We start from the raw sequence: 25,494 nt of genomic DNA, 5'->3' as shown, positions 1-25,494 counted from the left end.
CCCATGACCGCGCGCGTCCGGACGGCTTCCTCCGCCGTCCGGACGCCCACTTCAACCTTCAGGGGTTACCAGAGACCGATGATCTTGATCCGCACGGGTTTGATGCTGTTGTTCCTGCTGGCGACACTGTCGTCCTCCGGCGCCGGCGAAGCCGATCTGCGCGGCATCATCGCCAAATTCGCCACGGCCAAGGGCTTTTCCGAGATCGGGGCCGTCGTCCACGAACTGGCGGCCGCCGGCGATCCGGCGGTAGAGCGGCCGCTTGCGGCACTTGCCGACGGCAACCTGTATGTCCGCAAGGCTGATTCCCTTGTGTTTGTCGGCAAGGAAGCGGGCGAAAGCGTCCAGCTTTCCGACCCGTTGAGCGGCGAGGCGTCGGGCGAAGCGGCCAAGGACGGCATCACCAAGATCAAGGTCAACAACACGCTGCGTCGCGTCATACGCGATGCGTTGGGCACGCTGACGCTCGGCGCCAAGGACCCGGCCGTGCGTGTTGCCGCCGCCGACACCATGTTCAAGACTCCCGACGCCGCAAACATCGGACCGCTCGACACGGCAATCGCCAGTGAGACCGTGGCCAGCGTCAAGGCGCTGCTCGAACAGGCTCGTGCCGCCTCCGTTCTGGTCTCCGACCGGCCCGAAGCCGACAAGCTCGCTGCAATTGCCCTGATCGGCGCGCGTGGCGACCGCGATGCGGTTTCCCTGCTCACCTCGGTCGAGGCGAATTCCACCGACGCGGTCAAGCAAGCGGCGACCACCGCAATCGCCAACATCAATTCGACGCTGGCCTTCTGGGATGCCGGGCAGAACATCTGGTACGGCATCTCGCTGGGCTCGGTGCTGCTGCTGGCGGCAATCGGCCTTGCCATTACCTTCGGCGTCATGGGTGTCATCAACATGGCGCATGGCGAGATGGTCATGCTCGGCGCCTACACGACCTTCGTCGTCCAGCAGGTGATCCGCACCTCCTTTCCCGGCCTGTTCGACTGGTCGCTGGTCATTGCGCTGCCGCTGGCCTTCCTCGTCGCGGCCCTTGTTGGCCTGATCATCGAGCGCGGCGTCATCCGTTTCCTCTATGGCCGGCCGCTTGAAACGCTGCTGGCGACATGGGGCGTCTCGCTGATCCTGCAGCAGGCCGTGCGCTCGATCTTCGGGCCGACCAACCAGGAGGTCGGCAACCCATCCTGGATGTCGGGCTCGTTCAATCTCGGACAGTTGGCGATCACCTGGAACCGGCTGTGGATCCTGGTTTTCGCGCTCGCTGTCTTCGGCATCCTGCTCTACGTGATGAAGCGCACGCCCTGGGGCCTGCAGATGCGCGCCGTCACCGCCAACCGGCGCATGGCCGCCTCGATGGGCATCAGGACGCCATGGGTAGACGCGCTGACCTTCGCGCTCGGCTCCGGCATTGCAGGCATTGCCGGCGTCGCGCTCAGCCAGATCGACAACGTCTCGCCCAATCTCGGTCGCGGCTACATCATCGACAGCTTCATGGTCGTCGTCTTCGGCGGCGTCGGCAATCTGTGGGGCACGCTGGTCGGCGCCTTCTCGCTCGGCATCGTCAACAAGTTCCTCGAGCCCTATGCGGGCGCGGTGCTCGGCAAGATCGTCGTGCTGGTGCTGATCATCCTGTTCATCCAGAAGCGCCCGCGCGGCCTGTTCGCGCTCAAGGGCAGGGCGGTGGAAGCATGATCACGGGACGCTTCTTTGCCGCCGGCGCGGACCGCCGCATCGCCATCACGATCTTCATCCTGCTGGCGGTGGCCGTCCTTGTGCCGCTGCTCAACCTTGCGGTGTCTCCCACCAGCGCCTTCTACGTCCCTTCCTACATCGTCGCGCTGACAGGCAAATATCTCTGCTATGCGCTGCTCGCCTTGGCGCTTGACCTGGTCTGGGGCTATTGCGGCATCCTCTCGCTCGGTCACGGCGCCTTCTTCGCGCTCGGCGGCTATGCGATGGGCATGTATCTGATGCGGCAGATCGGTTCGCGCGGCGTTTACGGCAATCCCATCTTGCCCGACTTCATGGTGTTCCTGAACTACAAGGAATTGCCCTGGTTCTGGTACGGTTTCGACCATTTCTGGTTCGCCGGCCTCATGGTGCTCGCGGTGCCCGGCCTGCTCGCTTTCGTCTTTGGCTGGTTCGCCTTCCGCAGCCGCGTCACCGGCGTTTATCTCTCGATCATCACCCAGGCGATGACCTACGCGCTGCTGCTTGCCTTTTTTCGCAACGACATGGGGTTCGGCGGCAACAACGGCCTGACCGATTTCAAGGATATTCTCGGCTTCAACGTGCAGGCCGACGCGACGCGTTCGGCGCTGTTCGCGGCCAGCGCCGTGATGCTGGCACTTGCCGTCTTCGTCACCTGGGCGATCGTCGGCTCCAAATACGGCAAGCTCCTGATGGCGGTGCGCGATGCCGAGAGCCGCACGCGCTTCCTCGGCTGGCGGGCCGAGAACGTGAAACTGTTCGCCTTCACCGTCTCGGCTGTCATGGCCGGCATAGCCGGCGCGCTCTACGTGCCGCAGGTCGGCATCATCAATCCGGGCGAGTTCGAGCCGGCCAATTCGATTGAAGTCGTCGTCTGGGCGGCTGTCGGCGGGCGCGGCACCATCGTCGGACCGATCATCGGTGCGCTGCTGGTCAATGCCGGCAAATCCTGGTTCACCGGCGTGCTACCGGAGTTCTGGCTGTTTGCACTGGGCGGGCTGTTCGTCGCCGTCACGCTTTTGCTGCCCAAAGGCATCATCGGCATGTGGGACAGTTGGCGCGGCAACGCCAAGGCGTTGCGGGCAGCTTCGATTGCCGAGGAAGCCGGCAGCGACCCCGAGGTTCCGACGCCGGCTAAAATCGTTCGCAGCGAGGCGAGCAAGCCCGGCGACTGGTCCGCCAGCAACCCCGAACCGCAGCCGGCGGAGTGAGCGACCATGTCAAAGTCGAACACGATCCTTTATCTCGACGGCGTCTCGGTCTCCTTCGACGGCTTTCGCGCCATCAACAATCTGTCGCTGGTGCTCGACAAGGGTGAGATGCGCGCCATCATCGGCCCCAACGGCGCCGGCAAGACGACGATGATGGACATCGTCACCGGCAAGACGCGGCCCGACGAAGGCGACGTGTTCTTCGACGGCCAGGTCGATCTGACCAAGCATGACGAGGCCGAAATCGCCATGATGGGCATCGGCCGCAAGTTTCAGAAGCCGACCGTGTTCGAAAGCCACACGATCGAGGAAAACCTGATGTTGGCGCTGAAGGGACCGCGCTCGATCTTCCCGGCGCTGTTCCATCGCCGCTCGACCGCCGAGACGCGGCAGATCGATGACATTCTCGGCATCATCCGGCTTGGCGACAAGCGTGACGAACTGGCGGCCAATCTGAGCCATGGACAAAAGCAGTGGCTCGAGATCGGCATGCTCCTGGCACAGGACCCGAAACTGCTTCTGGTCGACGAACCGGTCGCCGGCATGACCGATGCCGAGACCGAGGAAACCGCTCGTCTGCTCAAGGACATCGCCCGCGACCATTCGGTCATCGTCGTCGAGCATGACATGCATTTCGTGCGCGAGCTCGGCGTCAAGGTCACCTGCCTGCATGAGGGCTCGGTGCTCTCGGAAGGCACACTCGATTTCGTGTCGGCCGACGAGCGTGTCGTCGAAGTCTATCTGGGGAGATGAGCATGGTCTGGCGGGTGCAGTTCCATCATTTCGATCTGTCGTTTCTGCGGTTCTGGAAAAGGCGCTGACATGCTCGAAGTTTCCAATGCCACGCTGCACTACGGCGCCGCCCAGGCACTGCGCGGCGTGTCGCTGAAGGCGGGCGCCGGCAAGATCACCTGCGTGCTCGGCCGCAACGGCGTCGGCAAGACCAGTTTGATGAGATCGATCGTCGGCCACCACCGGCTGACGAGCGGAAGCGTTGCCTTCGAGGGGAAGGCGCTCGACCGGAGCGCGGCGTATGACCGCGCCCGGTCGGGCATCGCATTCGTACCGCAGGGCAGGGAGGTCTTTCCGCTGCTCACCGTGCGGGAGAACCTGGAATCAGGCTTTGCGCCGCTGAAACGGGCCGACCGCAACATTCCGACGCATGTCTTCGAATTGTTCCCGGTGCTGAAGCAGATGCTCGGCCGCCGCGGCGGTGATCTTTCCGGGGGCCAGCAGCAGCAGCTCGCCATCGGACGGGCGCTGGTGATGCGGCCGAAACTGCTGGTGCTCGACGAGCCGACCGAGGGCATCCAGCCGTCGATCATCAAGGACATCGGCCGCGCCATCCGCTACCTGCGTGACCAGGCCGGCATCGCCGTGCTTCTGGTCGAACAATATCTCGATTTCTGCCGCGAGTTGGCCGACGAGGTCAACATCATGGACCGTGGCGTGATCGTCCATACCGGTCCGGCGGAAGATCTGGACCGTGCTGATGTCAGGAAGTTCCTGACGGTCTAGAATCGCCAACGCACTTCAGTTGACGATCCGAAGTCCTTGGCAAGTCCAGTATTTCTCCGGCCCTGCACCAGCGTCTCTGGTGCATTGGCAGCTGCGTGCTAGTCTTTTCCTAGGCTTTTGTGAGTCGGCCGCTTCCGTACCAGTCTGGTTTATCGCAGATCGAGGAGCACGGCCAATGCCGGGCAAGTTTCACGCAAGCAAGGCTGCCTAGCTTCCCTCCTGCGATCTCTGTCGTTCAACGCGTTTGGGCACACAGGCTAAGGGACAGCCATGGAACGTTACGTCGAGGATTACCAGAAGCGGCGGCTTATCGAACGTGTCGATATCATCGCTGCCATCAACATCTTGAGATCACAGGGCTGCGATTACGACGATCTGATCGAGGAGATCACCAAGGTCTTCTATGTCGATCTCGATACCTTCAATGAGATTGTCATGGCGGCCTAGGAGCTGCATTCGTCTCGCCACGATCAGAGGCCGGTGTTGACACACGCGATCAGCCTGCGCGCTTGAACGGAGAAGCGGTGACGCGGTTGCGGCCGGCGCGCTTGGCGTCGTAGAGCGCTTTGTCGGCGGCATTGAGCACCTTGTCGAAGCCGAGGCCTTCCTTGGTGCCGAAAGCAAATCCGGCACTGACCGTGCATATCAGCGAGCCTGTCTCGGTTTCGATGTGGTGCGCGGCGAAAGCTGCCCGGATGGCCTCGGCGGTGGCCTCCACCGTTTCGGGCAAGGTCCGCTTCAGCACCAGCGCGAATTCCTCGCCGCCCATGCGCGCGGCGACATCACCCGGGCGAAGATTGCCGGCGAGTTCCCGTGCAAATACCTTCAGCACCTCATCGCCGGCGGCGTGGCCGAATTCGTCGTTGATGGCCTTGAAGTTGTCGAGGTCGAAGACGACCACCGCCGTGAAGGCACCGACCGGCGCATCGCCGTGCAGGTCGAATAGGGCGCGGCGGTTGAGCAGGCCGGTCAGCGGGTCGGTCAGGGCATTGTGGCGGTGATGCCGGGCCAGACGCCCTTGGTTCAGGGCCAGGGAAAGCGCTCCGATGCCGGTCATGCTGGCGATAACGATGATGAGGCTCAGTTCCTCGGCCCAGTTGCTTGGCGCATGTCCAAGGACCAGCTTTCCCTCCCAGGCCAAAACCATGGCGCAGAGAGCAAAGGATGCGGCCGTGGCCGAATAGAGCGCGGTGATACCGGTTGTCAGGGCAGGGGCTTCGTCGCGGCCTTTCCAGTATTCGACCGCCGTTACGAACAGAAGCAAGGCGGCGAAGGCATTTTCGAACATGAAGCCCAGCCCGTCATAGCCTAGAGCCATGGGAGGCAACGTCACGGCCAGCGAAATGGCGCTGCCAAACACCGTGCGCGGCATCGGCGAGCCGCCGGTTCTGAACTGGTAGGCCGCGCCCAGCATTGTTGAGAAACCGAGCAGGAGGAAAGCCAGCGTGGCGATGCCCAGCAGGCGCCCGGGCATATCGATATAGGCGTCATAGAAAAAAATATCGCCGACCACGAACACCAGGCTGGCCGCCCATGTCAGCAGGAACTTTTCCGAGCGAGCGGTCAGCCACATGCCAAACAGTGTCAGGCTCAGGCAGGCAGCGGAAAAACCGACAGCCAGCAGAAGTGAAGTGTAGTCGAGCGACATGCCCCTCGTCCTTGCCCGCGGCGGCCCAGATCTGCGACTGGTTCAGCTGGATTCATGCAGCAAGGAGGTATCGATAAGGTTACGACGATGGCGAAGATGCCATGATTCCGCAGCGTCAGGGCACCGGCAGACCTTGGTCCACCCGCTTCATCAGTGCCATGGCGCCGAACGGCGCGCGCACCTTGCCCTCCGTGATGAAGTAGACGAACACGTCGCGCGGCTTGACCGGCGCATCGGTGGCGGGGTCGGCGCGCCGCAGGTCGGCCGGCTGCTTGCCTTGCGCCCAGATATTTACCCGCGCGGCCCATTCATCGAGGCCTTTCGGCGTGTAGCAGTCGGGATTGTCATCGCTACCGGTCTGCAGCCGGGCGTAGACGAAATCGCCGGTGACGTCGGCGATATCAGGATATTTGGCATGGTCGGCGTAGACGATCGCGGCCTTGTATTTTCGGGCAAGTGCTGCGAATTCCGGCACGACAAAACTGTCGTTGCGGGCCTCGACCGCGTGGCGCAGCGCAACGCCGTCCTGCTTTTCCGGCAGCAGTTTCAAAAAGGCTTCGAAATCGTCCGGATCGAATTTCTTGGTCGGCGCGAACTGCCACAGGATCGGCCCGAGCTTTTCCCCGAGTGCGGCAACGCCCGAGCCGAGGAAGCGCGTCATCGATTCGCCGGCCTCGCCCAGCACGCGCCGGTTGGTGACGAAGCGGTTGCCCTTTAGCGAGTACACGAAACCGTCCGGCGCCTCGTTGGCCCATTTGACGAAGGTCGGTTCCTTGAAGCTGGAATAGTAAGTGCCGTTGACCTCGATGCTCGACACCTGGCGAGTGGCGTAGTTCAGCTGCTTGGCCTTGGAAAGCTTGTCGGGATAGAAGGACGTATCCCAGGGCTCGAAGGTCCAGCCGCCCATGCCGGCGCGGATTGTTCCCGATGTGCTCATCTCATCCTCCCAAGTTCAGAAAATCAGGCCGCTGTGCTCTCGTGGGCCGATTTTGCCATGTCGACCAGCACCCATCCCGGCCGGTAGGGATTGGGCCGGCGACCCGTTTCGTGGAAACCATAGGCCAGATAGAGCGCGATGTTCCGCTCCATCCTGGCGTTGGTGTAAAGCCGGATCTCGGGCAGGCCCCAGAGACGGGTCAGCTCATCCGCGTGTTTCAGCAGCGCAATGCCGAAGCCCTTGCCCTGAAAGTCAGGAGAGACCGCGACGGAAAAGATCATCGCGTGGTCGTCATGCCGTTCCAGCGTGATCAGCCCGGCAAGTCCGCCGCCACTTTCCAACCCCCACACCTCGCCGCCCTCAATGCGCGGCGCATAGTCCTCGGTGACTGGGATCGGCGGTGCGCCTAACAGTGCAGTGTAAGGCGCATAGGCCGCTTCCGTCAGCGAGACGACGGTTTGGAGATCACCGGCAAGCGCTCTTCTGATTTTCATTCAAAAGCTCCAGGCGCCAACCGGTCCGATCACTCCGCCGCTTCGCGCTTGCCTCCGGGGCGCCGCTCCAGCAGTTCCTTGAGGAACTGGCCGGTGTAGCTGCGCTTTTCGCGCACGATGGCTTCCGGCGTGCCGGAGGCAACCAGTTCGCCGCCGCCGTCGCCGCCTTCGGGGCCGAGGTCGAGCACCCAGTCGGCGGTCTTGATCACTTCGAGATTGTGCTCGATGACCACCACCGTGTTACCCTGGTCGACCAGTTCATGCAGCACTTCCAACAGCTTGGCGACGTCGTGGAAATGCAGGCCGGTGGTCGGCTCGTCGAGGATGTAGAGCGTCTTGCCGGTTGCCTTGCGCGACAGTTCCTTGGCGAGCTTAATGCGCTGCGCCTCGCCGCCGGACAGCGTCGTCGCCTGCTGGCCGATATGGATGTAGCCGAGGCCGACCTGCTTCAGCGTATCGAGCTTGTCGCGCACGCCGGGCACGGCGGCGAAGAAGTCGACGCCTTCCTCGACTGTCATGTCGAGCACGTCGGCGATCGACTTGCCCTTGAACACGACGTCGAGCGTCTCTCTGTTATAGCGTTTGCCGTGGCAGACGTCGCAGGTGACGTAGACGTCGGGCAAGAAGTGCATCTCGATCTTGATGACGCCGTCGCCCTGGCAGGCCTCGCAACGGCCGCCCTTGACGTTGAACGAAAAACGTCCGGGCTGATAGCCGCGCGCCTTGGCTTCCGGCAGGCCCGCGAACCAATCGCGGATCGGTGTGAAAGCGCCTGTATAGGTGGCGGGATTCGAACGCGGGGTCCTGCCAATGGGCGACTGGTCGATGTCGATGACCTTGTCGAGGAATTCGAGGCCCTCGATGCGGTCGTGGTCGGCCGGGTGCTCGCGCGAGCCCATGATGCGGCGCGAGGCAGCCTTGAACAGGGTTTCGATCAGGAAGGTCGACTTGCCGCCGCCCGACACGCCGGTGACGGCGGTGAAGGTGCCGAGCGGGATTTCGGCGGTGACGTTCTTCAGATTGTTGCCGCGCGCGCCGACGATCTTCAGGCGGCGGTTCTTCTTCGCTTCACGCCGCACGCCGGGCGTCGCCACTTCGAGCGCGCCGGACAGATATTTGCCGGTGATCGAATTGGGATTGGCCATTACCTGCTGCGGCGTGCCCTGGGCGATGATCTCGCCGCCATGGATGCCGGCGGCCGGACCCATGTCGACGACATAGTCGGCATGCAGGATGGCGTCCTCGTCATGCTCGACGACGATCACCGTGTTGCCGATATCGCGCAGGTGCTTCAGCGTATCGAGGAGGCGGGCATTGTCGCGCTGATGCAGGCCGATCGACGGTTCGTCCAGCACATAGAGCACGCCGGTGAGACCGGAGCCGATCTGCGATGCCAGCCGGATGCGCTGGCTCTCGCCGCCCGACAGCGTGCCGGAATTGCGCGACAGCGTCAGATAGTCGAGCCCGACATCGTTGAGGAAGCGCAGCCGCTCGCGGATTTCCTTCAAGACGCGCACCGCGATCTCGTTCTGCTTGTCGTTGAGCGACGCCGGCAGGTCAGTGAACCACTGGTCGGCCTTGCGAATGGAAAGCTCGGTGACTTCGCCGATGTGCCTGCCGGCGATTTTCACCGCCAGCGACTCGGGCTTCAGCCGATAACCCTTGCAGGCCGGGCAGGGCGTGGCCGACATGAAGCGCTCGATCTCTTCACGCATCCAGGCGGATTCGGTCTCTTTCCAGCGCCGCTCGAGATTGGGAATGACGCCTTCAAAGGTCTTGGTGGTCTTGTAGGAGCGCAGGCCGTCATCATACTGGAAGGTGATTTCGCGCTCACCCGTGCCGTGCAGGATAGCTTCCTTGGCCTCTTCGGACAAATCCTTGAACTTGTCGCCAAGCTTGAAGCCATAGGACTTGCCCAGCGCTCCCAGCGTTTGCGCGTAATAGGGGGAAGTCGATTTCGCCCACGGGCTGACGGCGCCGTCGCGCAGCGAGATGTTCTCGTCCGGCACGATCAGATTGCCATCGATGGCGCGCTGGCTGCCGAGACCGTCACAGGTCGGGCAGGCGCCGAACGGGTTGTTGAACGAGAACAGGCGCGGTTCGATTTCCGGAATGGTGAAGCCGGAGACCGGGCAAGCGAACTTTTCCGAGAACAGGATGCGCTCATGCGTCTCGTTCTTCGACTTGTTGACCGAATCCTCGCCGGTCTGGCTGGAATCGAGCGGCTTGTCGGCGAATTCGGCGACCGCCAGCCCATCGGCCAGCTTCAGCGCCGTTTCGATGGAATCGGCGAGCCGCGTCGCCAGATCGCCGCGCACGACGATGCGGTCGACGACGACGTCGAGGTCATGCTTGTACTTCTTGTCCAGCGCCGGCACGTCGGCGATCTCATAGAAGACGCCGTCGACCTTGACGCGTTGAAAGCCCTTCTTCTGCAGTTCCAGCAATTCCTTGCGGTACTCGCCTTTGCGGCCGCGCACCATCGGCGCCAGGATGAACAGGCGCGTGCCTTCCTCGATCGCCAGCACGCGGTCGACCATCTGCGAAACCGTCTGGCTCTCGATCGGCAGGCCGGTGGCCGGCGAATAGGGTATGCCGACGCGCGCAAAAAGCAGCCGCATATAGTCGTAGATCTCGGTGACGGTGCCGACCGTCGAACGCGGGTTCTTCGAGGTGGTCTTCTGCTCGATGGAAATGGCGGGCGACAGGCCGTCGATCTGGTCGACGTCAGGCTTCTGCATCATCTCAAGGAATTGCCGCGCGTAGGCCGACAGGCTTTCGACGTAGCGGCGCTGGCCCTCGGCATAGATCGTGTCGAAGGCCAGCGATGACTTGCCGGACCCCGACAGGCCGGTCATGACAATCAGGCTGTCACGCGGCAAGTCGAGATCGACATTCTTCAGATTGTGTTCGCGCGCCCCGCGAATGGAAAGATATTTATGGTCGGCCATAGCCGGTCGCCGCCTCAGAATCTGGAATTTCCTGGAATGGCGGGTTTTCCCGGCCATCCCCTATGTAGGTAGTTTTGCCGCCACGTCGAGATACGCCACAATTCCCGACGAGAGCGTTTAAGCGTCTTTCGCGTGAACGGGCAAGCGGAAAGAACAAAGGCCGAACACGCTCCTGACAAAGCTGTGCAAAAACTGACTTGCACGTAACCTCCCGGCGATCACATTTTTCGGTAACCGGCTATTGATGGTTGACGCCACCAACTGAGGGGAGCAGTCTCCAGCAGTCAACGAAGCCGGCCGTCTTTCGATGGCCTCGCCGCCCAAAGGTGGCCTGCGAGACGCCGCAGGCATTTGCGATTTGTGCTTCGAATTGACAACAATCGCAACGGACAGAGGAGCGGAGCTATGACGCCACCGGATCGTCCCCCAGGGTTCCAGTTGTCACTGGAGCCGAGGCAGGCATAAGTGCCAGGGTTCAGCGTTTTCGCCAGCCGGCAAACCGTGACCTGCCATCTCTCGTAAAAATCAGAGACTACTAGTCGGATCGTCGGCTGAATGCCGCGGTGCATCCGAAATCAAACGCCGGCAGTACACTCCCGGTAAAATTGGATTTGAGATCCAAAAAGGCCCCGTCCGTTTGCGCAAAGCACGGCGGGGCCGTTTTCATGTGCGGATTGTCTTGTGGGCGACAGGCGCAGCGCGACACGCGCTGTCAGTGGCGCGGCGGCCCGATCGAGCCGGCGCCGACATCGACGGTGATGCTGCCGGAAATCCTGACATCGGTATCGCCGATCTTGAATGTACCGTTCTCGCCGGCTGGCAGCGCATCGTCCGGCTCGGGAGCCGGCTTGGCGATGCGGTAGTCGCCGGTTACGCCGGGAAGGGCGCTTTTTTGCGTCGACGACGAACTGTCGTCGGCAAGTGCCGCGCCGCTGATGAGGCCCGCAATGGCGAGCGCTACAACGGCGATGACGCGGTGCAATGATCTGGACTGATGAGTGTCGGTCATCGCAGGACTATAGTGGCGCGTCGCCGATGGAACCAGACCGGCATCGTCAAATCTTCGACTAACTGCCGGACGGTCTCCGATCCGACCCTGGCTTACGCCGCTTTCTTTCGCGTGTCGAAAACATGGTCGACGATGCCCCAGGACTGGGCCTCGCGGGCGGTCATGAAGTGGTCGCGGTCGAGCGTGCGTTCCACCTCTTCATAGCTGCGGCCGCAATGCTGCGCGTAAAGTTCGGCCATGTGCCGTTTCGTCCGGCCGATGCGCTCGGCATGGCGCTGGATGTCGGAGGCTTGGCCTTGGAACCCGCCCAGCGGCTGATGCAGCAGGATGGTGGCATTCGGCAGGGAAATCCGACGCCCCGGTGTGCCTGCCATCAGCAGGAACGAGCCCATCGAGGCGGCAAAGCCCATGCATACGGTGGACACCGGGCAGCTAATATATTGCATCGTATCGTAGATGGCGAATCCGCTGGTCACCACGCCGCCCGGCGAGTTGATGTAGAGCGAGATCTCCTTGTCGGGATTGTCCGATTCCAGCGACAAAAGCTGCGCGCAGACCAGCGCCGAGATGTCATCGTTGATCTCGCCATTGATGAAGATGATGCGCTCGCGCAGCAGCCGCGAAAAGATGTCGAAGGCACGTTCGCCGCGGCTCGATTGCTCGATGACCATCGGCACCAGACTGGCAACACCGCTCATTGTCTCTCTCCGTCCGTTTTGTTTTCAGGCCGCGCGAAGCAGGAGGCGAGGCGTGTTTGCGGCGATTGGCTTAGATGACCTGTTCGCACCGAGCGAAACCCGGCAGCCGGCGCCTGCCATGGCGACGGCAGGCATGGTCTTGCGGGCAAAGCCGTCATGGACGATGCGCAGATGCGTGCCGCCGGAAACGGTTCGGGCAAGTGTGAAGGTGACGGTACTGTCGAGCGGCCCCTGCCTGGCGGCGTCGCCCGGCTGCTCCCGCCAGGAATAGCGCAGCAGCTTCTCGGGTTCGGCGTCGAGGATTTCGCATTCGATCGGCGTGTCCGGTCCGGCGAAGGCAAAACGGTTGCCGATCTCGGGGCTGATGTCGTTCGGCATCATCCAGGCGGCCAGCAATTCCGGTACGGTCAGGGCCCGCCAGACCTTTTCCGGCGGCTCGGCAAGCTCGTACTCGAACTCGAGCGCATCCGGGGCGTCGCCTTGGCCGTGGTTGGTCGTTGATCCCGCCTTCTTCATTGATCCATGTCCTTCAAAACCGCCTTCAGCCTTTCGATGCGCTCCGGCCAGAAGGTCCGGTAGCGTTCGATCCAGGAGAGCAAGGGGGCGAGCCCCTGCGGATCGGCGCGGTAATAGGCGTTGCGGCCGGCTCGCCGCTCGACCACCAGCCCGGCGCCACGCAGCACCGCCAGATGCTGCGACACCGCGGGCTGCGACACCGTCATCCCGGTGCGCAATTCCGACACGCTCATCTCGCCGGCGGCCAGCCGCTCAAAGACGGCGCGGCGCGTCGGGTCGGCCAGTGCGCGAAAAATCTCTGCTTCGATCATGCCAAAAGCATAAGTGCATACTTATTGATTTGGCAAGCGGTCTTTTCAGGCCCATATGATCGGCTTCGGCGTTGCTGCCATTCCTTGACAATAAGCAGCGATGCGGATAAGAACGAAAAGGGAACAAAAACCTTGTGGGTAAAGGCAGCCATGGCAAGCGGCGATCGCCTGCAGCCTGTAAGGTGCTGCGACAAAAATTTGTTTCGGATGAGCGCGGAGAAATATCATGGCGGGTAGCGTCAACAAGGTCATTCTGGTCGGCAATCTCGGCGCGGATCCCGAAATCCGTCGCCTGAATTCGGGTGAACCGGTCGTCAACATCCGCATCGCCACATCGGAAAGCTGGCGCGACAAGAATTCCGGCGAACGCAAGGAAAAAACCGAGTGGCACAACGTCGTCATCTTCAATGAGGGCATCGCCAAGGTGGCGGAGCAGTATCTAAAGAAGGGCATGAAGGTCTATGTCGAGGGCCAGTTGCAGACGCGCAAATGGCAGGACCAGACCGGTGCCGACAAGTACACGACGGAAGTCGTTCTGCAGAAATTCCGCGGTGAGCTGCAGATGCTCGACGCACGCGGACAGGGCGAGGGCGGTCAGGTCGGCGGCTATACCGGTGGCGGCAGCAGCCGTGGTTCCGATTTCGGCCAGTCCAGCCCGAGCGAAGGCTTCAATCGCGGTGGCGGCGGTGCCAAGAGCGGCGGCGGCGGTGGTTCGTCGCGCGAATTGGATGACGAAATCCCGTTCTGATCGCAACAGTTATGTCAGACACAGTGCCCCGAGAGTCGTTCATGGACTTTCGGGGTTTTGCATCGTGATTGAGGCTGACCGGGCCGATCAACGAAATACGGTGAGAGGACGAGTTGGGTGAAAGCGCGCGTAAAGTGGGTCGAGGAGCGCACCTTCGTCGGGGAATCCGGCAGCGGTCACATGGTCGTGCTCGGAACAGCGCACGGACCGGAAGGCAGGACGCCGGGTCCAAGCCCGATGGAGCTGGTGCTGATCGGCACCGGTGGCTGTTCGGCCTATGATGTCGTGCATATCCTCGAAAAGGGCCGCGAGGCGGTCGAGGACTGCGTGGTCGAGCTTGATGCCGAGCGGGCCGAAACCGAGCCAAGAGTGTTCACCCGCATTCACATGCATTTCGTCGTCAAGGGCAGGGCACTCTCCAGCGTCAAGGTGAAACGCGCGATCGACCTTTCGATCGAAAAATATTGCTCGGCCTCCGCGATGCTGGCCGAGACCGCCACGATTACCCACGATTTCGAGGTCATCGACACGACGGCGAAATAGAACCGGCTTCGGGTTCTCGCCGCGTCAGCCTCTCAGCCTGCTATCAGCGCCTTGATACCGTCGGCGACGAATTGCACAGCCAGTGCCGCCAGGATGACGCCAAGCAGACGGGTCAGGATCGAGCGGCCGGTCTGGCCGAGGATGCGGTCTATGCGTTCCGACAGCACGAACACCAGATAGGTGATGGCGAGGCAGACGAAGATGATGCCGACCAGCGCCGCCTGCGCGGCAAAGCCTTGAAACGAGCCGGAAAGCAGCACAGTTGCCGAAATGGCACCAGGGCCCGCGATCAGTGGGATCGCCAGCGGGAAGGCGGCGATGTTGTGGATCATGTCCTTGGTGATGGCGACGTCGCCGATCTTCTCCTTGCGGTCCTGCCGGCGCTCGAACACCATCTCGAAGGCGATGAAGAACAGCAGGAAACCGCCGGCGACGCGGAAGGCCGGCAACGTTATGCCGAACACCGACAGGATCGAGGCCCCGGCAACCGCAAACAGCGCCATCACTAGGAAACCGATGATCGAGGCGCGCACCGAAACCTGCTGGCGCTCCTCGCGGTTCATGCCGCGCGTCACGGCGAGGAACAGCGGCGCCAGGCCGGGCGGGTCGATGGTCACGAGAATGGTGACGAAAGCGTTGAACAGGCTGTCGAAACTCGGCATCTCTGACCCTCCCGCGGGGCTGTGCCCGTGCCAGAATACTGGTAGAGCAAAGCCCGTTCGGTGGGAACCGTTCGTGAGAAAGTGGTTGATGCGGGACAGAGGGCAGCGCGAAGGATCGCGACGCTTTTATTCTGGGCTGCTGCAATCCTCGGAGATCAAACCGCTCGCCGCGCCAGGAACTCGACTTCCAGCCGCCATGTCGCGCCATTGTCTTGCGAGCGTTCGCCCAGCCAGCGGAAGGAGTTTTCGGTGATGCGTGAAAAGCTCCAGCGTACCGAGCTGCCGGTGTCGTCGGCGCCCACTTGCACGATCGTGTCACCCTCGGCGCGGCCGAGCTGGCGGCTGAAATACTGGTTGCGCGGGTCGCTCCAGAAGATGTGCCAGGCATCCGCGCCGGGATCATAGACGCGCAGCGTCGTGCCGTAAAAAGTCCATGTGCCCAAGGATGGCGATGGACCGGCGTCCCGCGCGGGCAGGATCCACACGTCCTGGATCGCCCGGCCTTCCAGCACCCAGCCGAAATGCACCTCGCCACGCCCTGTCAGCACAGTGCCGTCCTCGAGGTGGCGCGAGGCCTCAAACGTCCAGGCGCCGACGAAGCGGCCGTAAAGGCTCAGTTTTTCGGCAAGCCCTTCGATCGGTCCGGAGCTATGCAGGGCTTCGGCAAACGAGGATTGATCGAACATGGCTGCGGTCTCTTCTTGTCAGGAGACCGTTAGGACTAGGCGGTGACGGGGTTCTGGGCTTGGGAAAAATTGCTATATTTCGACTATGACGACGACCACGCATAGTCTCGCATTCGGAGCCGGTTGGCACGTGACGGACGTCATTTGCACGGCCGGCGCCGGCGACCGGCCGTTCGAGGAAGCGCATCAGGATTTCTGCGTCGCTGCGGTCACCAGCGGCACGTTTCGCTACCGCGCCCAGCAAGGCACGGCGATGCTGGCGCCCGGCGCGCTCCTGCTCGGCAATCCCGGCACATGTTACGAATGCGGGCACGAGCATGGCAGCGGCGACCGTTGCCTCTCGTTCCATTTCGAGCCGGCTTACATGGAACGGATCGCAGCTGGCGTTCCGGGCGCCAGGAAGCTGGCTTTCGAGGCGGCGCGCCTGCCGCCTTTGCCGGTACTGGCGCCGCTCCTGGCCGAAGCGGAGACCGCGCGCGAGATGGCCTACATCGACGCCTTCGAGGAACTTTCCCTGCGCTTGGCCGGTGCTGCCGTGGCTACAGCCTCTGGCGCTACGCATGTCGGGCGCGCGCCCAGCCGCCGCGATCAGAAACGGGTGGCCGAGGCAGTGCGGCGGATCGAACTGGACGCCGATGGGCCTGTCTCGCTTTCAGCGCTTGCCGATGAGACAGCAACCAGTCCGTATCACTTCCTGCGCATCTTCCGGCAGGTGGCGGGCATGACGCCCTACCAATTCCTGCTCAGGACGCGATTGCACAGGGCGGCGGTGCGGCTACGCCTGTCGAACGATGCGGTCTCGGCGATCGCCTTCGAGGCAGGCTTCAACGATCTGTCGACCTTCAATCGTCGTTTTCGGCGGATCATCGGGGAGACGCCGGGCCAGTATCGCAGCCGCCGTGGCGCATGGGCCGTTTCTGCTTCGTGAATCGGCCCCATGCCCGCCAAGGCAGACACGCAGGCTTTTGCGTCAGGGCGGCGAAAACTGCCTTGGCCATATCGTCGCAATCAGCGGTATCCATTTGAAATTACCACCGAAAATGACACTGGAAAAGTGCCGTGAAGGTTGGAGTTTCGGGCTTGCTTCCTATATAAGCACCAAGTGATTCCTGATTAGATTGTGATCCGATTTGACCGACCAGAAGACACCGCGCGGCGCCGACGGCGGCCCCACCGGCATCGAGCCGATATCCATCGTCGAGGAGATGCAGCGCTCCTATCTCGATTACGCTATGAGCGTGATCGTCAGCCGTGCGCTGCCGGACGTGCGCGACGGCCTGAAGCCGGTGCATCGCCGCATTCTCTTCGCCGCCCATGAGAGCGGCTACCACTGGAACCGCAAATATGTGAAGTCGGCGCGTCCGGTCGCCGACGTGATGGGTAAATACCATCCGCATGGCGACGCCTCCATCTATGACGCCTTGGTGCGCATGGCGCAGGACTGGTCGCTGCGCGTTCCGTTGATCGACGGGCAGGGCAATTTCGGTTCCATCGACGGCGATCCGCCTGCGGCGATGCGCTACACGGAAGCGCGGCTGACCAAGGTCGCGCACGAGCTTTTGGAGGATATCGACAAGGATACCGTCGATTTCCAGGACACTTACGACGCGTCGGGCAGCGAACCGAAGGTTCTGCCGGCACGGTTTCCCAACCTTTTGGTCAACGGCTCGGGCGGCATCGCCGTCGGCATGGCGACCAACATTCCACCGCATAATCTCAGCGAAATCTGCAACGGCGCCATCGCCCTCATCGACAATCCGGCGATCGACCTGCCGGCGTTGATGGAGATCATTCCGGGACCGGATTTCCCCACCGGCGGCATCGTGCTTGGCCGTTCGGGCATCTACAACGCCTATTCGACCGGCCGTGGCTCCATCGTCATGCGCGGCAAGGTCAACATCGAACAGCGCGGCAACGACCGCGAGTCGATCATCATCACCGAGGTTCCCTACCAGGTGAACAAGTCGTCGATGATCGAGAAGATGGCTGAACTGGTGCGCGACAAGCGCATCGAGGGCATTTCCGATATCCGCGACGAGAGCGACCGCCAGGGCTACCGCGTCGTCATCGAGTTGAAGCGCGACGCCGTTGCCGACGTCATCCTCAACCAGCTCTACCGCTTCACGCCGCTGCAGACCTCCTTCGGCGCCAATATGGTGGCACTGAACGGCGGCAAGCCGGAAGTGATGAACCTGACCGATATGCTGAAGGCGTTCGTCGCCTTCCGTGAGGAGGTGATCACAAGGCGGACGAAATTCCTGCTGCGCAAGGCGCGCGACCGCGCCCATGTGCTGGTCGGTCTCGCCATCGCAGTCGCCAACATCGACGAGATCATCAAGCTGATCCGCACCGCGCCGGATCCGCAGACGGCGCGTGAGCAGTTGATGGAGCGGCGCTGGCCCTCTGGCGACGTGGAATCGCTGATCCTCCTGATCGATGACCCGCGTCACCGCATCAACGAAGACGGCACCTACAATCTGTCAGAGGAACAGGCGCGCGCCATCCTCGAACTGCGCCTGCAGCGCCTGACCGCGCTCGGCCGCGACGAGATCGCCGACGAGTTGAACACGATCGGCGCCGAAATCATCGATTACCTGGACATTTTGTCGTCCCGCGCGCGCGTCCAGCAGATCGTCAAGGACGAGCTTGCTGCCGTGCGCGACGAGTTCGGCACGCCGCGCCGCACCGAACTCACCGACGGCGGTTCGGACATGGAAGACGAGGACCTGATCCAGCGCGAGGACATGGTCGTGACGGTGAGCCATTCCGGCTACATCAAGCGCGTGCCGCTGTCGCTCTACCGGGCGCAGCGTCGCGGCGGCAAGGGCCGCTCCGGCATGTCGACCAAGGAAGAGGATTTCGTCACCCGGCTGTTCGTGGCCAACACCCATACGCCGGTGCTGTTCTTCTCCTCGCGCGGCATCGTCTACAAGGAAAAGGTCTGGCGGCTGCCGATCGGCAATCCGCAGTCACGCGGCAAGGCGCTGATCAACATGCTGCCGCTGGAGCAGGGCGAGCGCATCACCACCATCATGCCGCTGCCGGAGGACGAGGCCAGCTGGGGCGAACTTTACGTGATGTTCGCCACCACGCGCGGCACCGTGCGCCGCAACGATCTATCCGACTTCGTCCAGGTCAACCGCAACGGCAAGATCGCCATGAAGCTGGAGGAAGAAGGCGACGAGATCCTCGGCGTCGAGACCTGCACCGACAAGGACGACGTGCTACTGACCGCCAGTTCCGGCCAGTGCATACGCTTCTCCGTCGGCGACGTGCGCGTCTTCCAGAGCCGCAATTCGGTCGGTGTGCGCGGCATAACCATGGCCGAGACCGACCGCATCATCTCGATGTCGGTGATAGAGCATGTCGATGCTTCGCCAGCGGAACGCGCCGCTTACCTGAAGCGCGCGGCGGCGGAGCGGCGGCTTGCCACGGAAACGACCGGCGAAGAGGAAGAGATCGCGCTGACCAATGAGGAGATCGGCGAGGAGACGGAGCTTTCCGACAACCGATACGAAGAGCTCAAGGCGCACGAACAGTACGTGCTGACGGTCACCGAGTTCGGCTACGGCAAGCGTTCGTCGTCCTATGATTTCCGGCTGACCGGACGCGGCGGCAAAGGCATCCGCGCCACCGATGTGTCGAAGGCAGCCGAGATTGGCAGGCTGGTGGCGACGTTCCCGGTCGGCAATGACGACCAGATCATGCTGGTGTCGGACGGCGGCACCGTCATCCGGGTTCCGGTCAACGGCATCCGTTTCGCCAGCCGCGCCACCAAGGGCGTGACCATCTTCAACACGGCTGAAGGCGAAAAGGTGGTTTCGGTCGAGCGGATCTCGGAACCGCAAGCGGACGAAGAAAGCGATGAGACGGTCGAGGGCGGTGCTGATGCCGCTCCGGCGCCTGACGCCGGTCCGGAGGGTACGGACTAAGTCCGGCACCCGGGTTTTGACATAGCAACGCCGGCCAGGTGGCCGGCGCGGCAGCAAGTTCAGGCTTTATCAGTAGTGACGATATGGCTTGCGCGGGCCGAAGCCTTCGAAGCGCTTGGTGTTTGCCTTGACGCGGATGCGTTGCGCCTCCTGATGCAGCCCAAATACGGTGGCGATCAGCATGGCGACGGTCATTGCGGTGGCGAGCATGTAGATCAGCATGTGCGTGTTCTCCTGCGCCTAACAACGGATAGATGGGATTTTGGTTTCATCTTATTAAGGTGCAACCTAGTGAACGCTGCGTGAAGGCTTCGTGATCAGCGTGTTCATCTGTCGTTCATGTGCCGGAAAAGGTTCACGGCCGGCGCGCCGATCGGATTTGCCTTTGCGAGAGAGGCTCGTTAGAGCCTGTTACATCTTGATGGACGGAAGACGGAACGGGCTCTAGCTTTCATTTGAGCATGATCTTTTCCAAAAACCGGTTTCCACTTTTTGGGATCATGCATTAGAAGCACCTGCCATGACTGAACGCATCGCCCTCTATGCCGGCTCCTTCGACCCGCTGACCAACGGCCATCTCGATGTGCTGAAGGCCTCGCTGGCCGTGGCGGATATCGTTTATGCGGCGATCGGCATCCATCCGGGCAAGCAACCGCTGTTTTCCTTCGAGGAGCGGGTGAAGCTGATCGAGACGGCGACGAAGACGGAATTCGGCAGCGACGGTGCCCGCATCAAGGTCGTCGCCTTCGACGGGCTGGTCATCGACGCCGCCAGGAAGCAGGGCGCCTCGATCATGATCCGCGGCCTGCGCGACGGCACCGACCTCGACTATGAGATGCAGATGGCCGGCATGAACGAGACCATGGCGCCTCAACTGCAGACGGTTTTTCTGCCCGCCAGTCCTTCGGTACGCACCATTACCGCCACACTTGTTCGCCAGATTGCCTCGATGGGCGGCGACATTCGCCCCTTCGTGCCGGCGGCGGTTGCCGGTGCGCTCACAGCCAAGTTCAAGAAGTAAGTTTTCGGAGAAAACCATGCAGCTGAAAAAGCTAGCCTCGTTCCTTGTCGTGCTCGCCGGTCTTGTGGCTGTGTCGGTCTCGGCTTTCGCCGCCGACCCGGAAAACACAATGATCATCACGCTGAAGGACGGCGACGTCACCATTGCGCTGAGGCCCGATCTTGCGCCAAAGCATGTCGAGCAGATCAAGAAGCTGGTGCGCCAAGGCGCCTATGACAACGTCGCCTTCCATCGCGTCATCGACGGCTTCATGGCGCAGACCGGCGACGTCAAGTTCGGCAATATGAAAAAGGGTTTCAGCGCCGAGGCCGCCGGCACCGGCGGTTCCGACCTGCCCGACCTGCCGGCCGAATTCTCACAGACCGAACATTATAAGCGCGGCGTGGTCGGCATGGCCCGCTCGCAGGACCCAAATTCGGCCAATTCGCAGTTCTTCATCATGTTCGCTCCGGCACCGCCCCTCGATGGCCAGTACACGATCGTCGGCAATGTCGTCAGCGGCATGGAACTGGTGGACCAAATCAAGAAGGGCGACCAGGCGGACAACGGCACGGTCACCGATCCCGACCGGATGATCAAGGTGCGCATCGCCGCCGACAAGTAAATTGTCGAATAACTCTGTTTTCTCAAAAGGATATCTGACATGGCCGAAATCAAGGATCGCGAGAACGCGCTCATCATGGAAACGACCAAGGGCAAGGTCGTCATCGAACTTTTCCCCGACCTGGCGCCCGGCCATGTCGCCCGCATCAAGGAACTGGCCAGGGAAGGCGCCTATGACGGCGTGGTCTTCCACCGCGTCATCGAGGGTTTCATGGCGCAGACCGGCGACGTCAAGTTCGGCAATTCGAGCAAGCCTTCCTTCGCGCCGTCCCGCGCGGGCATGGGCGGCTCTGAAAAGCCGGATTTGAAGGCTGAATTCTCCAACGCCAACCATGCTCGCGGCACCTGCTCGATGGCCCGCTCGCAGAACCCGAACTCGGCCAATTCGCAGTTCTTCATCTGCTTCGACGATGCCGCCTTCCTCAACCGCCAGTACACGGTCTGGGGCCAGGTCATCGAAGGCATGGACAATGTCGACAAGATCAAGCGCGGCGAGCCGGTGCAGGATCCCGACAAGATCGTGTCGCTGAAGGTCGCGGCCGACGTCAAGTAAGGGCAAACGACAATGATGGGCGTCGTCTGGTCGCTTCTCGGCATCCTGTCCGGCGCCTTCATTGCCATTCAGGCGCCGATCAATTCGCAGCTGGCGCGCGGCCTGGGCCTCCCGGTCGCGGCGGCTGCGTTTTCGTTCCTGTCGGGCGCGATCGTGCTCGGTATCATCTCCGTCACGGTGGTGAAGCTGCAAGGCATCTCGCTCGACTGGAAGGCGCCGGCGCCCTGGCTGTTCGTGGCCGGCGGCATGCTGGGCGGTTTCTATGTCACGCTGTCGACGATTCTCACGCCACGCATAGGTGCGGCCGCGCTGATGGCGTTTCTGGTCACCGGCCAGTTGCTGGCCGGCATGCTCATCGATCGCGTCGGCTTCCTCGGCGTCGCGGTGCGTGAAATCTCGCTCGGCCGCGTTGCCGGCGCGGTGCTGCTGCTGGCCGGAGCGCTGCTCGTCCGGCTCTACTGATGCGCGTCGATCTCTTTGACTTCGACTTGCCGGAGGAGCGCATCGCGCTTCGTCCGGCGGAGCCGCGCGACAGCGCCAAGATGCTGGTGGTCAAACCCGGCGAAGGGTTCGACGACCGCAGGGTTGGCGACCTGCCGTCCTTGCTCAGGGCCGGCGACGTGCTGGTGTTCAACGACACCAAGGTCATTCCAGCGCAGCTCAAAGGCATCCGGAGGCGAGGCGAAGCGACAGCGCAGGTCGAAGCCACGCTGCATATGCGCATGGCGCCGGACCGCTGGCTGGCCTTCATGCGGCCGGGCAAGCGCATTGCCGCCGGCGACCGCATCCATTTCGGCCATGGCGGCAATTCCTGTTTGCTCGGTCAGCTCGACGCCACGGTGATCGAGAAAGGCGAGGGCGGCGAAGCGCTGCTTGGCTTCGATCTGTCGGGGCCGTTCCTCGACGAGGCGCTGCACGCGGTCGGCCACATTCCGCTGCCGCCCTACATCGCCTCGAAACGCGACGACGACGAACGCGACCGGGCCGACTACCAGACCATCTATGCAAGCGAGGAAGGCGCCGTCGCGGCACCAACCGCGGGCCTGCATTTCACGCCGGAGCTTTTTGCAGCGCTTGACAGCAAGGGCATCGAACGCCGCTTCGTCACCTTGCATGTCGGCGCCGGTACGTTCCTGCCGGTGAAGGCGGACGACACCGCCGACCACAAGATGCATGCCGAGATAGGCTCGGTAAGCGCGGAAACAGCCGACGCGCTGAATGCGGCCAAGGCGAGGGGTGGGCGCATCGTTGCTGTCGGTACGACCTCGCTGCGTCTGCTGGAGAGTGCCGCGCGTGAGGACGGTACTCTGGCTGCGTGGTCCGGTCCGACCGATATCTTCATCACGCCCGGCTACCGTTTTCGCACGGCCGACGTGCTGATGACCAATTTCCATCTGCCGCGCTCGACTCTGTTCATGCTGGTTTCGGCCTTCAGCGGCCTCGACACGATGCGTGCGGCCTATGCCCATGCCATCGAGAACCGTTACAGATTCTATTCCTATGGCGACGCAAGCCTGCTTTTCCGAGCGGAGACGAGCGACCGCCAGTCGCTCGACAATCAGGCGCCGGACGCCCCGATCCACGACAAGGAATTCAATGGCTAAGCCGTTCAGCTTCAAGGTTTTGGCAACCGACGGCAAGGCGCGGCGCGGCGTGATCGACATGCCACGCGGCGAAATCCGCACGCCGGCCTTCATGCCGGTCGGCACCGGCGGCACCGTCAAGGCCATGTATATGGACCAGGTGCGCGGTGTCGGCGCCGACATCATCCTGGGCAACACCTACCATCTGATGCTGCGGCCCGGCGCCGAGCGTGTGGCGCGGCTCGGCGGTTTGCATGAATTCGCTCGCTGGCCGCATCCGATCCTAACCGACAGCGGCGGTTTCCAGGTGATGTCGCTGTCGAAGCTGAGAAAGCTGACCGAAAAGGGCGTCACCTTCCGCTCGCATATTGATGGCGCCGCCTACGAGATGTCGCCGGAACGTTCGATAGAGATCCAGGGATTGCTCGATTCCGATATCCAGATGCAGCTTGACGAATGCACGGCGCTGCCGGCCGAGATGAAGGAGATCGAGCGCGCCATGGAGATGTCGCTGCGTTGGGCCGAGCGCTGCAAGACGGCGTTCGGCGATCAGCCGGGCAAGGCGATGTTCGGCATCGTGCAAGGCGGCGACAACGCGGCGCTGCGGGAGCGCTCGGCGCAGGCGCTGAGCGCGATGGAGCTGAAGGGCTACGCGGTTGGCGGCCTGGCCGTCGGCGAGCCGCAAGCGGTGATGCTCGACATGCTCGACATCACCTGTCCGGAACTGCCTGATAACAAGCCGCGCTATCTGATGGGCGTCGGCACGCCCGACGATATCCTGAAATCGGTGGCGCGCGGCATCGACATGTTCGACTGCGTTATGCCGACACGGGCCGGCCGGCACGGCCTTGCCTATACCAGGCGCGGCAAGGTCAATCTGCGCAACGCCCGCCATGCCGACGATCCACGCCCGCTCGACGAGGAAAGCGACTGCCCGGCCGCCCGGGACTACTCACGCGCCTATCTGCATCATCTGGTGCGCTCGCAAGAAGCGCTCGGCGCAATGCTTTTGACGTGGAACAACCTGTCCTATTACCAGAAACTGATGCAGGACATCCGTGCTGCGATCGAGGCCGGCGCCTTCGAAGCACGCGGCGCGGAAATCACCGAGGGCTGGGCGAGGGGCGATATCCCGTTGCTATGAGGCCTCAAGTGCTGAGCGAATTCGAAGCGCGCAGGCTGCAGCCGGTGATCTGGAACGTGCCGTCGGGCTGCTGCTGCAAGGTATAGACCGCCTCGTAATCCTTGCCATCGGGGCCGACGATCAGCACCTGCTGGACGATCGAACCCGGAGCCATTTCCTCGACCTTGCCGAAGGAATAGGTCCGCGGCTTGCGCACCGGCGGATAGCCGTTGGTCACCATGTTCATAAAGGCATCGACGGTCGGGAAGATACGCTTCACATTCGGGGCGGCGAAGCTGTAGGCGGTGGCGCCGTCATTGGCGATGAGGGCCTTTAGCTGACCGTCGATGACGGACTGCCCTGCTTTGATCTCGGCATCGCCTGCGAATGCCGACGACACAAAGAGGAATGGAACGACTGCGATTGCGAAAAAGGCGCGGCGCATGGCCTGTCTCCGTTATCCCGCGAAATATCTTCCCTCGAAATGGCGCTGTCCGAAGGCGCATCATAACATACGCTTGGCAGCGCATCGCGGTTTCAGCGATTGCGAATAATCGCTGGCGATCGGCGGGAGGTGCATGCCGGTGGCGGAGCTGCGGGGGTCGTAGCCCAGGTCCGGGCCGGCTAAGTACGGATTCCAGCGCTTGAAAGCCCGCCTCCAGTCTGCCAGAAGGGCCGCTGGACTTGGACGTTTAGCGGGACGAAGCCATGAAGGCGTTTTTCGTGCAGATCAAATGTGAGTTGGGCAAATCCTATGAGGTTGCCAGCGCGCTTGCCGATGCCGAGATCGCCTCGGAAATCTACTCCACCGCCGGCAATTACGATCTGCTCGCCAAATTCTATGTCGACGACGAGGAAGACGTCGGCCATTTCGTCAACGAAAAGGTGCAGATTCTCCCCGGCATCAAGGACACGTTCACCGTCGTCACTTTTCGCGCTTTCTAGCTGGTAAACGCATTTGCCCGGGCACGAGGCAAAGGCTGATCAAGGTCATATTTCAGCTGCCTCAATTTTAGGCAGGCGCAACATACTGACCG

The 25,494-nt window shown here is 62.4% G+C and carries 28 protein-coding genes; 16 read left to right on the top strand and 12 right to left on the bottom strand.

What is annotated here, in order from left to right:
• The first annotated feature begins 78 nt into the window (after nt 1-78).
• From urtB to EOB59_RS20890, 5 genes are all read left to right on the top strand, one after another.
• Nucleotides 79-1,692 carry an urea ABC transporter permease subunit UrtB gene (gene urtB, locus EOB59_RS20910; RefSeq protein WP_127271301.1) on the top strand — a complete coding sequence of 538 codons (1,614 nt, stop codon included), beginning with the start codon at nt 79-81 and terminating at the stop codon, nt 1,690-1,692.
• Nucleotides 1,689-2,921: an urea ABC transporter permease subunit UrtC gene (gene urtC / locus EOB59_RS20905; protein ID WP_127810501.1), complete on the top strand. Its 1,233-nt coding sequence runs from the start codon at nt 1,689-1,691 to the stop codon at nt 2,919-2,921. The genes urtB and urtC overlap by 4 nt, the downstream gene beginning before the upstream one ends.
• Before the next feature lie 6 nt (nt 2,922-2,927).
• Nucleotides 2,928-3,674: an urea ABC transporter ATP-binding protein UrtD gene (gene urtD / locus EOB59_RS20900; RefSeq protein WP_127271299.1), complete on the top strand. Its 747-nt coding sequence runs from the start codon at nt 2,928-2,930 to the stop codon at nt 3,672-3,674.
• A 69-nt stretch (nt 3,675-3,743) separates the two neighbouring features.
• The gene (gene urtE, locus EOB59_RS20895) at nt 3,744-4,439 is read left to right on the top strand and encodes an urea ABC transporter ATP-binding subunit UrtE (protein ID WP_127810500.1); all 696 of its coding nucleotides are present in this window, start codon (nt 3,744-3,746) and stop codon (nt 4,437-4,439) included.
• A 270-nt stretch (nt 4,440-4,709) separates the two neighbouring features.
• A complete protein-coding gene (locus EOB59_RS20890; RefSeq protein WP_081738697.1) occupies nt 4,710-4,886 on the top strand; it encodes a hypothetical protein in 177 nt (58 codons plus the stop codon).
• A 49-nt stretch (nt 4,887-4,935) separates the two neighbouring features.
• On the opposite strand, the gene EOB59_RS20885 is transcribed toward EOB59_RS20890, so the two are convergent.
• From EOB59_RS20885 to EOB59_RS20850, 8 genes are all read right to left on the bottom strand, one after another.
• Nucleotides 4,936-6,087, bottom strand: a complete 1,152-nt coding sequence (locus EOB59_RS20885; RefSeq protein WP_128289136.1) for a GGDEF domain-containing protein — start codon at nt 6,085-6,087, stop codon at nt 4,936-4,938.
• Between the two features lie 115 nt (nt 6,088-6,202).
• A complete protein-coding gene (locus EOB59_RS20880; protein WP_128289135.1) occupies nt 6,203-7,024 on the bottom strand; it encodes a DUF72 domain-containing protein in 822 nt (273 codons plus the stop codon).
• A 23-nt stretch (nt 7,025-7,047) separates the two neighbouring features.
• Nucleotides 7,048-7,518 carry a GNAT family N-acetyltransferase gene (locus EOB59_RS20875; RefSeq protein WP_128289134.1) on the bottom strand — a complete coding sequence of 157 codons (471 nt, stop codon included), beginning with the start codon at nt 7,516-7,518 and terminating at the stop codon, nt 7,048-7,050.
• 29 nt (nt 7,519-7,547) lie between these two features.
• Nucleotides 7,548-10,469 (bottom strand): excinuclease ABC subunit UvrA, encoded by a 2,922-nt coding sequence (uvrA, locus tag EOB59_RS20870; RefSeq protein ID WP_128289133.1) that lies wholly within the window; start codon nt 10,467-10,469, stop codon nt 7,548-7,550.
• 712 nt (nt 10,470-11,181) lie between these two features.
• Nucleotides 11,182-11,478: a hypothetical protein gene (locus tag EOB59_RS20865; protein ID WP_127810495.1), complete on the bottom strand. Its 297-nt coding sequence runs from the start codon at nt 11,476-11,478 to the stop codon at nt 11,182-11,184.
• Nucleotides 11,479-11,570: 92 nt separating this feature from the next.
• The gene (locus EOB59_RS20860; RefSeq protein ID WP_127270740.1) at nt 11,571-12,176 is read right to left on the bottom strand and encodes an ATP-dependent Clp protease proteolytic subunit; all 606 of its coding nucleotides are present in this window, start codon (nt 12,174-12,176) and stop codon (nt 11,571-11,573) included.
• Between the two features lie 24 nt (nt 12,177-12,200).
• Nucleotides 12,201-12,692, bottom strand: coding sequence for an SRPBCC domain-containing protein (locus EOB59_RS20855; protein ID WP_127810494.1), 492 nt, complete (start codon nt 12,690-12,692; stop codon nt 12,201-12,203).
• On the bottom strand, nt 12,689-13,003 hold the full coding sequence (locus tag EOB59_RS20850) for a metalloregulator ArsR/SmtB family transcription factor (RefSeq protein WP_013531836.1): 315 nt from the start codon (nt 13,001-13,003) through the stop codon (nt 12,689-12,691). Before EOB59_RS20850 ends, EOB59_RS20855 begins: the two co-directional genes overlap by 4 nt.
• A gap of 226 nt (nt 13,004-13,229) precedes the next feature.
• Here EOB59_RS20850 and EOB59_RS20845 point away from each other — a divergent pair, with 226 nt between their 5' ends.
• A complete protein-coding gene (locus tag EOB59_RS20845) occupies nt 13,230-13,751 on the top strand; it encodes a single-stranded DNA-binding protein (protein ID WP_127270744.1) in 522 nt (173 codons plus the stop codon).
• A gap of 117 nt (nt 13,752-13,868) precedes the next feature.
• The gene (locus EOB59_RS20840) at nt 13,869-14,294 is read left to right on the top strand and encodes an OsmC family protein (RefSeq protein ID WP_127810493.1); all 426 of its coding nucleotides are present in this window, start codon (nt 13,869-13,871) and stop codon (nt 14,292-14,294) included.
• 32 nt (nt 14,295-14,326) lie between these two features.
• Here EOB59_RS20840 and EOB59_RS20835 read toward each other — a convergent pair whose 3' ends face one another.
• Together EOB59_RS20835 and EOB59_RS20830 are read right to left on the bottom strand one after the other, a co-directional pair.
• A complete protein-coding gene (locus EOB59_RS20835; protein WP_013531832.1) occupies nt 14,327-14,956 on the bottom strand; it encodes a MarC family protein in 630 nt (209 codons plus the stop codon).
• Between the two features lie 155 nt (nt 14,957-15,111).
• Complete coding sequence (locus tag EOB59_RS20830) at nt 15,112-15,642, bottom strand: hypothetical protein (protein WP_127269843.1); 531 nt, start codon at nt 15,640-15,642, stop codon at nt 15,112-15,114.
• Between the two features lie 85 nt (nt 15,643-15,727).
• On the opposite strand from EOB59_RS20830, the gene EOB59_RS20825 reads away from it, so the two are divergent.
• Both EOB59_RS20825 and gyrA read left to right on the top strand, forming a co-directional pair.
• Nucleotides 15,728-16,570 (top strand): AraC family transcriptional regulator, encoded by an 843-nt coding sequence (locus tag EOB59_RS20825; RefSeq protein ID WP_127810492.1) that lies wholly within the window; start codon nt 15,728-15,730, stop codon nt 16,568-16,570.
• Between the two features lie 202 nt (nt 16,571-16,772).
• Nucleotides 16,773-19,574, top strand: a complete 2,802-nt coding sequence (gene gyrA / locus EOB59_RS20820; protein WP_127810491.1) for a DNA gyrase subunit A — start codon at nt 16,773-16,775, stop codon at nt 19,572-19,574.
• Nucleotides 19,575-19,643: 69 nt separating this feature from the next.
• Here the strand turns inward: gyrA and EOB59_RS20815 are convergent, their stop codons facing one another.
• Nucleotides 19,644-19,796 carry a hypothetical protein gene (locus EOB59_RS20815; RefSeq protein ID WP_081714296.1) on the bottom strand — a complete coding sequence of 51 codons (153 nt, stop codon included), beginning with the start codon at nt 19,794-19,796 and terminating at the stop codon, nt 19,644-19,646.
• A 298-nt stretch (nt 19,797-20,094) separates the two neighbouring features.
• Here EOB59_RS20815 and coaD point away from each other — a divergent pair, with 298 nt between their 5' ends.
• Genes coaD through tgt form a run of 6 tightly spaced genes read left to right on the top strand, consistent with a single transcriptional unit; the run spans nt 20,095 to nt 24,478 of the window.
• Nucleotides 20,095-20,595: a pantetheine-phosphate adenylyltransferase gene (gene coaD, locus EOB59_RS20810; RefSeq protein WP_127272529.1), complete on the top strand. Its 501-nt coding sequence runs from the start codon at nt 20,095-20,097 to the stop codon at nt 20,593-20,595.
• Nucleotides 20,596-20,611: 16 nt separating this feature from the next.
• Nucleotides 20,612-21,199 carry a peptidylprolyl isomerase gene (locus tag EOB59_RS20805; RefSeq protein WP_127269468.1) on the top strand — a complete coding sequence of 196 codons (588 nt, stop codon included), beginning with the start codon at nt 20,612-20,614 and terminating at the stop codon, nt 21,197-21,199.
• Between the two features lie 39 nt (nt 21,200-21,238).
• On the top strand, nt 21,239-21,751 hold the full coding sequence (locus tag EOB59_RS20800) for a peptidylprolyl isomerase (protein ID WP_127269467.1): 513 nt from the start codon (nt 21,239-21,241) through the stop codon (nt 21,749-21,751).
• Between the two features lie 12 nt (nt 21,752-21,763).
• The gene (locus tag EOB59_RS20795; RefSeq protein WP_127269466.1) at nt 21,764-22,213 is read left to right on the top strand and encodes a DMT family transporter; all 450 of its coding nucleotides are present in this window, start codon (nt 21,764-21,766) and stop codon (nt 22,211-22,213) included.
• On the top strand, nt 22,213-23,355 hold the full coding sequence (queA, locus tag EOB59_RS20790) for a tRNA preQ1(34) S-adenosylmethionine ribosyltransferase-isomerase QueA (protein ID WP_128289132.1): 1,143 nt from the start codon (nt 22,213-22,215) through the stop codon (nt 23,353-23,355). The genes EOB59_RS20795 and queA overlap by 1 nt, the downstream gene beginning before the upstream one ends.
• Nucleotides 23,348-24,478 (top strand): tRNA guanosine(34) transglycosylase Tgt, encoded by a 1,131-nt coding sequence (tgt, locus tag EOB59_RS20785; protein WP_128289131.1) that lies wholly within the window; start codon nt 23,348-23,350, stop codon nt 24,476-24,478. Before queA ends, tgt begins: the two co-directional genes overlap by 8 nt.
• Before the next feature lie 4 nt (nt 24,479-24,482).
• Here tgt and EOB59_RS20780 read toward each other — a convergent pair whose 3' ends face one another.
• On the bottom strand, nt 24,483-24,902 hold the full coding sequence (locus EOB59_RS20780) for a DUF4864 domain-containing protein (protein WP_128289130.1): 420 nt from the start codon (nt 24,900-24,902) through the stop codon (nt 24,483-24,485).
• Between the two features lie 263 nt (nt 24,903-25,165).
• Here EOB59_RS20780 and EOB59_RS20775 point away from each other — a divergent pair, with 263 nt between their 5' ends.
• Entirely contained in the window at nt 25,166-25,402 is a 237-nt protein-coding gene (locus tag EOB59_RS20775) for an Lrp/AsnC family transcriptional regulator (RefSeq protein ID WP_010909609.1), read from the top strand.
• The last annotated feature ends 92 nt before the right edge of the window (nt 25,403-25,494 follow it).

Source organism: Mesorhizobium sp. M7A.F.Ca.MR.176.00.0.0 (assembly GCF_004023165.1).
Lineage (GTDB): Bacteria > Pseudomonadota > Alphaproteobacteria > Rhizobiales > Rhizobiaceae > Mesorhizobium.
The sequence above is the reverse complement of the archived record's forward strand: the minus strand, read 5'-3'. Positions and strand labels throughout refer to the sequence as shown.

What these genes read in the sequence shown, in the direction of transcription:
- urtB (WP_127271301.1), top strand. Translation starts at nt 79, where the DNA reads ATGATCTTGATCCGCACGGGTTTGATGCTGTTGTTCCTGCTGGCGACA.
- urtC (WP_127810501.1), top strand. Translation starts at nt 1,689, where the DNA reads ATGATCACGGGACGCTTCTTTGCCGCCGGCGCGGACCGCCGCATCGCC.
- urtD (WP_127271299.1), top strand. Translation starts at nt 2,928, where the DNA reads ATGTCAAAGTCGAACACGATCCTTTATCTCGACGGCGTCTCGGTCTCC.
- urtE (WP_127810500.1), top strand. Translation starts at nt 3,744, where the DNA reads ATGCTCGAAGTTTCCAATGCCACGCTGCACTACGGCGCCGCCCAGGCA.
- EOB59_RS20890 (WP_081738697.1), top strand. Translation starts at nt 4,710, where the DNA reads ATGGAACGTTACGTCGAGGATTACCAGAAGCGGCGGCTTATCGAACGT.
- EOB59_RS20885 (WP_128289136.1), bottom strand. Translation starts at nt 6,087, where the DNA reads ATGTCGCTCGACTACACTTCACTTCTGCTGGCTGTCGGTTTTTCCGCT.
- EOB59_RS20880 (WP_128289135.1), bottom strand. Translation starts at nt 7,024, where the DNA reads ATGAGCACATCGGGAACAATCCGCGCCGGCATGGGCGGCTGGACCTTC.
- EOB59_RS20875 (WP_128289134.1), bottom strand. Translation starts at nt 7,518, where the DNA reads ATGAAAATCAGAAGAGCGCTTGCCGGTGATCTCCAAACCGTCGTCTCG.
- uvrA (WP_128289133.1), bottom strand. Translation starts at nt 10,469, where the DNA reads ATGGCCGACCATAAATATCTTTCCATTCGCGGGGCGCGCGAACACAAT.
- EOB59_RS20865 (WP_127810495.1), bottom strand. Translation starts at nt 11,478, where the DNA reads ATGACCGACACTCATCAGTCCAGATCATTGCACCGCGTCATCGCCGTT.
- EOB59_RS20860 (WP_127270740.1), bottom strand. Translation starts at nt 12,176, where the DNA reads ATGAGCGGTGTTGCCAGTCTGGTGCCGATGGTCATCGAGCAATCGAGC.
- EOB59_RS20855 (WP_127810494.1), bottom strand. Translation starts at nt 12,692, where the DNA reads ATGAAGAAGGCGGGATCAACGACCAACCACGGCCAAGGCGACGCCCCG.
- EOB59_RS20850 (WP_013531836.1), bottom strand. Translation starts at nt 13,003, where the DNA reads ATGATCGAAGCAGAGATTTTTCGCGCACTGGCCGACCCGACGCGCCGC.
- EOB59_RS20845 (WP_127270744.1), top strand. Translation starts at nt 13,230, where the DNA reads ATGGCGGGTAGCGTCAACAAGGTCATTCTGGTCGGCAATCTCGGCGCG.
- EOB59_RS20835 (WP_013531832.1), bottom strand. Translation starts at nt 14,956, where the DNA reads ATGCCGAGTTTCGACAGCCTGTTCAACGCTTTCGTCACCATTCTCGTG.
- EOB59_RS20830 (WP_127269843.1), bottom strand. Translation starts at nt 15,642, where the DNA reads ATGTTCGATCAATCCTCGTTTGCCGAAGCCCTGCATAGCTCCGGACCG.
- EOB59_RS20825 (WP_127810492.1), top strand. Translation starts at nt 15,728, where the DNA reads ATGACGACGACCACGCATAGTCTCGCATTCGGAGCCGGTTGGCACGTG.
- EOB59_RS20815 (WP_081714296.1), bottom strand. Translation starts at nt 19,796, where the DNA reads ATGCTGATCTACATGCTCGCCACCGCAATGACCGTCGCCATGCTGATC.
- coaD (WP_127272529.1), top strand. Translation starts at nt 20,095, where the DNA reads ATGACTGAACGCATCGCCCTCTATGCCGGCTCCTTCGACCCGCTGACC.
- EOB59_RS20805 (WP_127269468.1), top strand. Translation starts at nt 20,612, where the DNA reads ATGCAGCTGAAAAAGCTAGCCTCGTTCCTTGTCGTGCTCGCCGGTCTT.
- EOB59_RS20800 (WP_127269467.1), top strand. Translation starts at nt 21,239, where the DNA reads ATGGCCGAAATCAAGGATCGCGAGAACGCGCTCATCATGGAAACGACC.
- EOB59_RS20795 (WP_127269466.1), top strand. Translation starts at nt 21,764, where the DNA reads ATGATGGGCGTCGTCTGGTCGCTTCTCGGCATCCTGTCCGGCGCCTTC.
- queA (WP_128289132.1), top strand. Translation starts at nt 22,213, where the DNA reads ATGCGCGTCGATCTCTTTGACTTCGACTTGCCGGAGGAGCGCATCGCG.
- tgt (WP_128289131.1), top strand. Translation starts at nt 23,348, where the DNA reads ATGGCTAAGCCGTTCAGCTTCAAGGTTTTGGCAACCGACGGCAAGGCG.
- EOB59_RS20780 (WP_128289130.1), bottom strand. Translation starts at nt 24,902, where the DNA reads ATGCGCCGCGCCTTTTTCGCAATCGCAGTCGTTCCATTCCTCTTTGTG.
- EOB59_RS20775 (WP_010909609.1), top strand. Translation starts at nt 25,166, where the DNA reads ATGAAGGCGTTTTTCGTGCAGATCAAATGTGAGTTGGGCAAATCCTAT.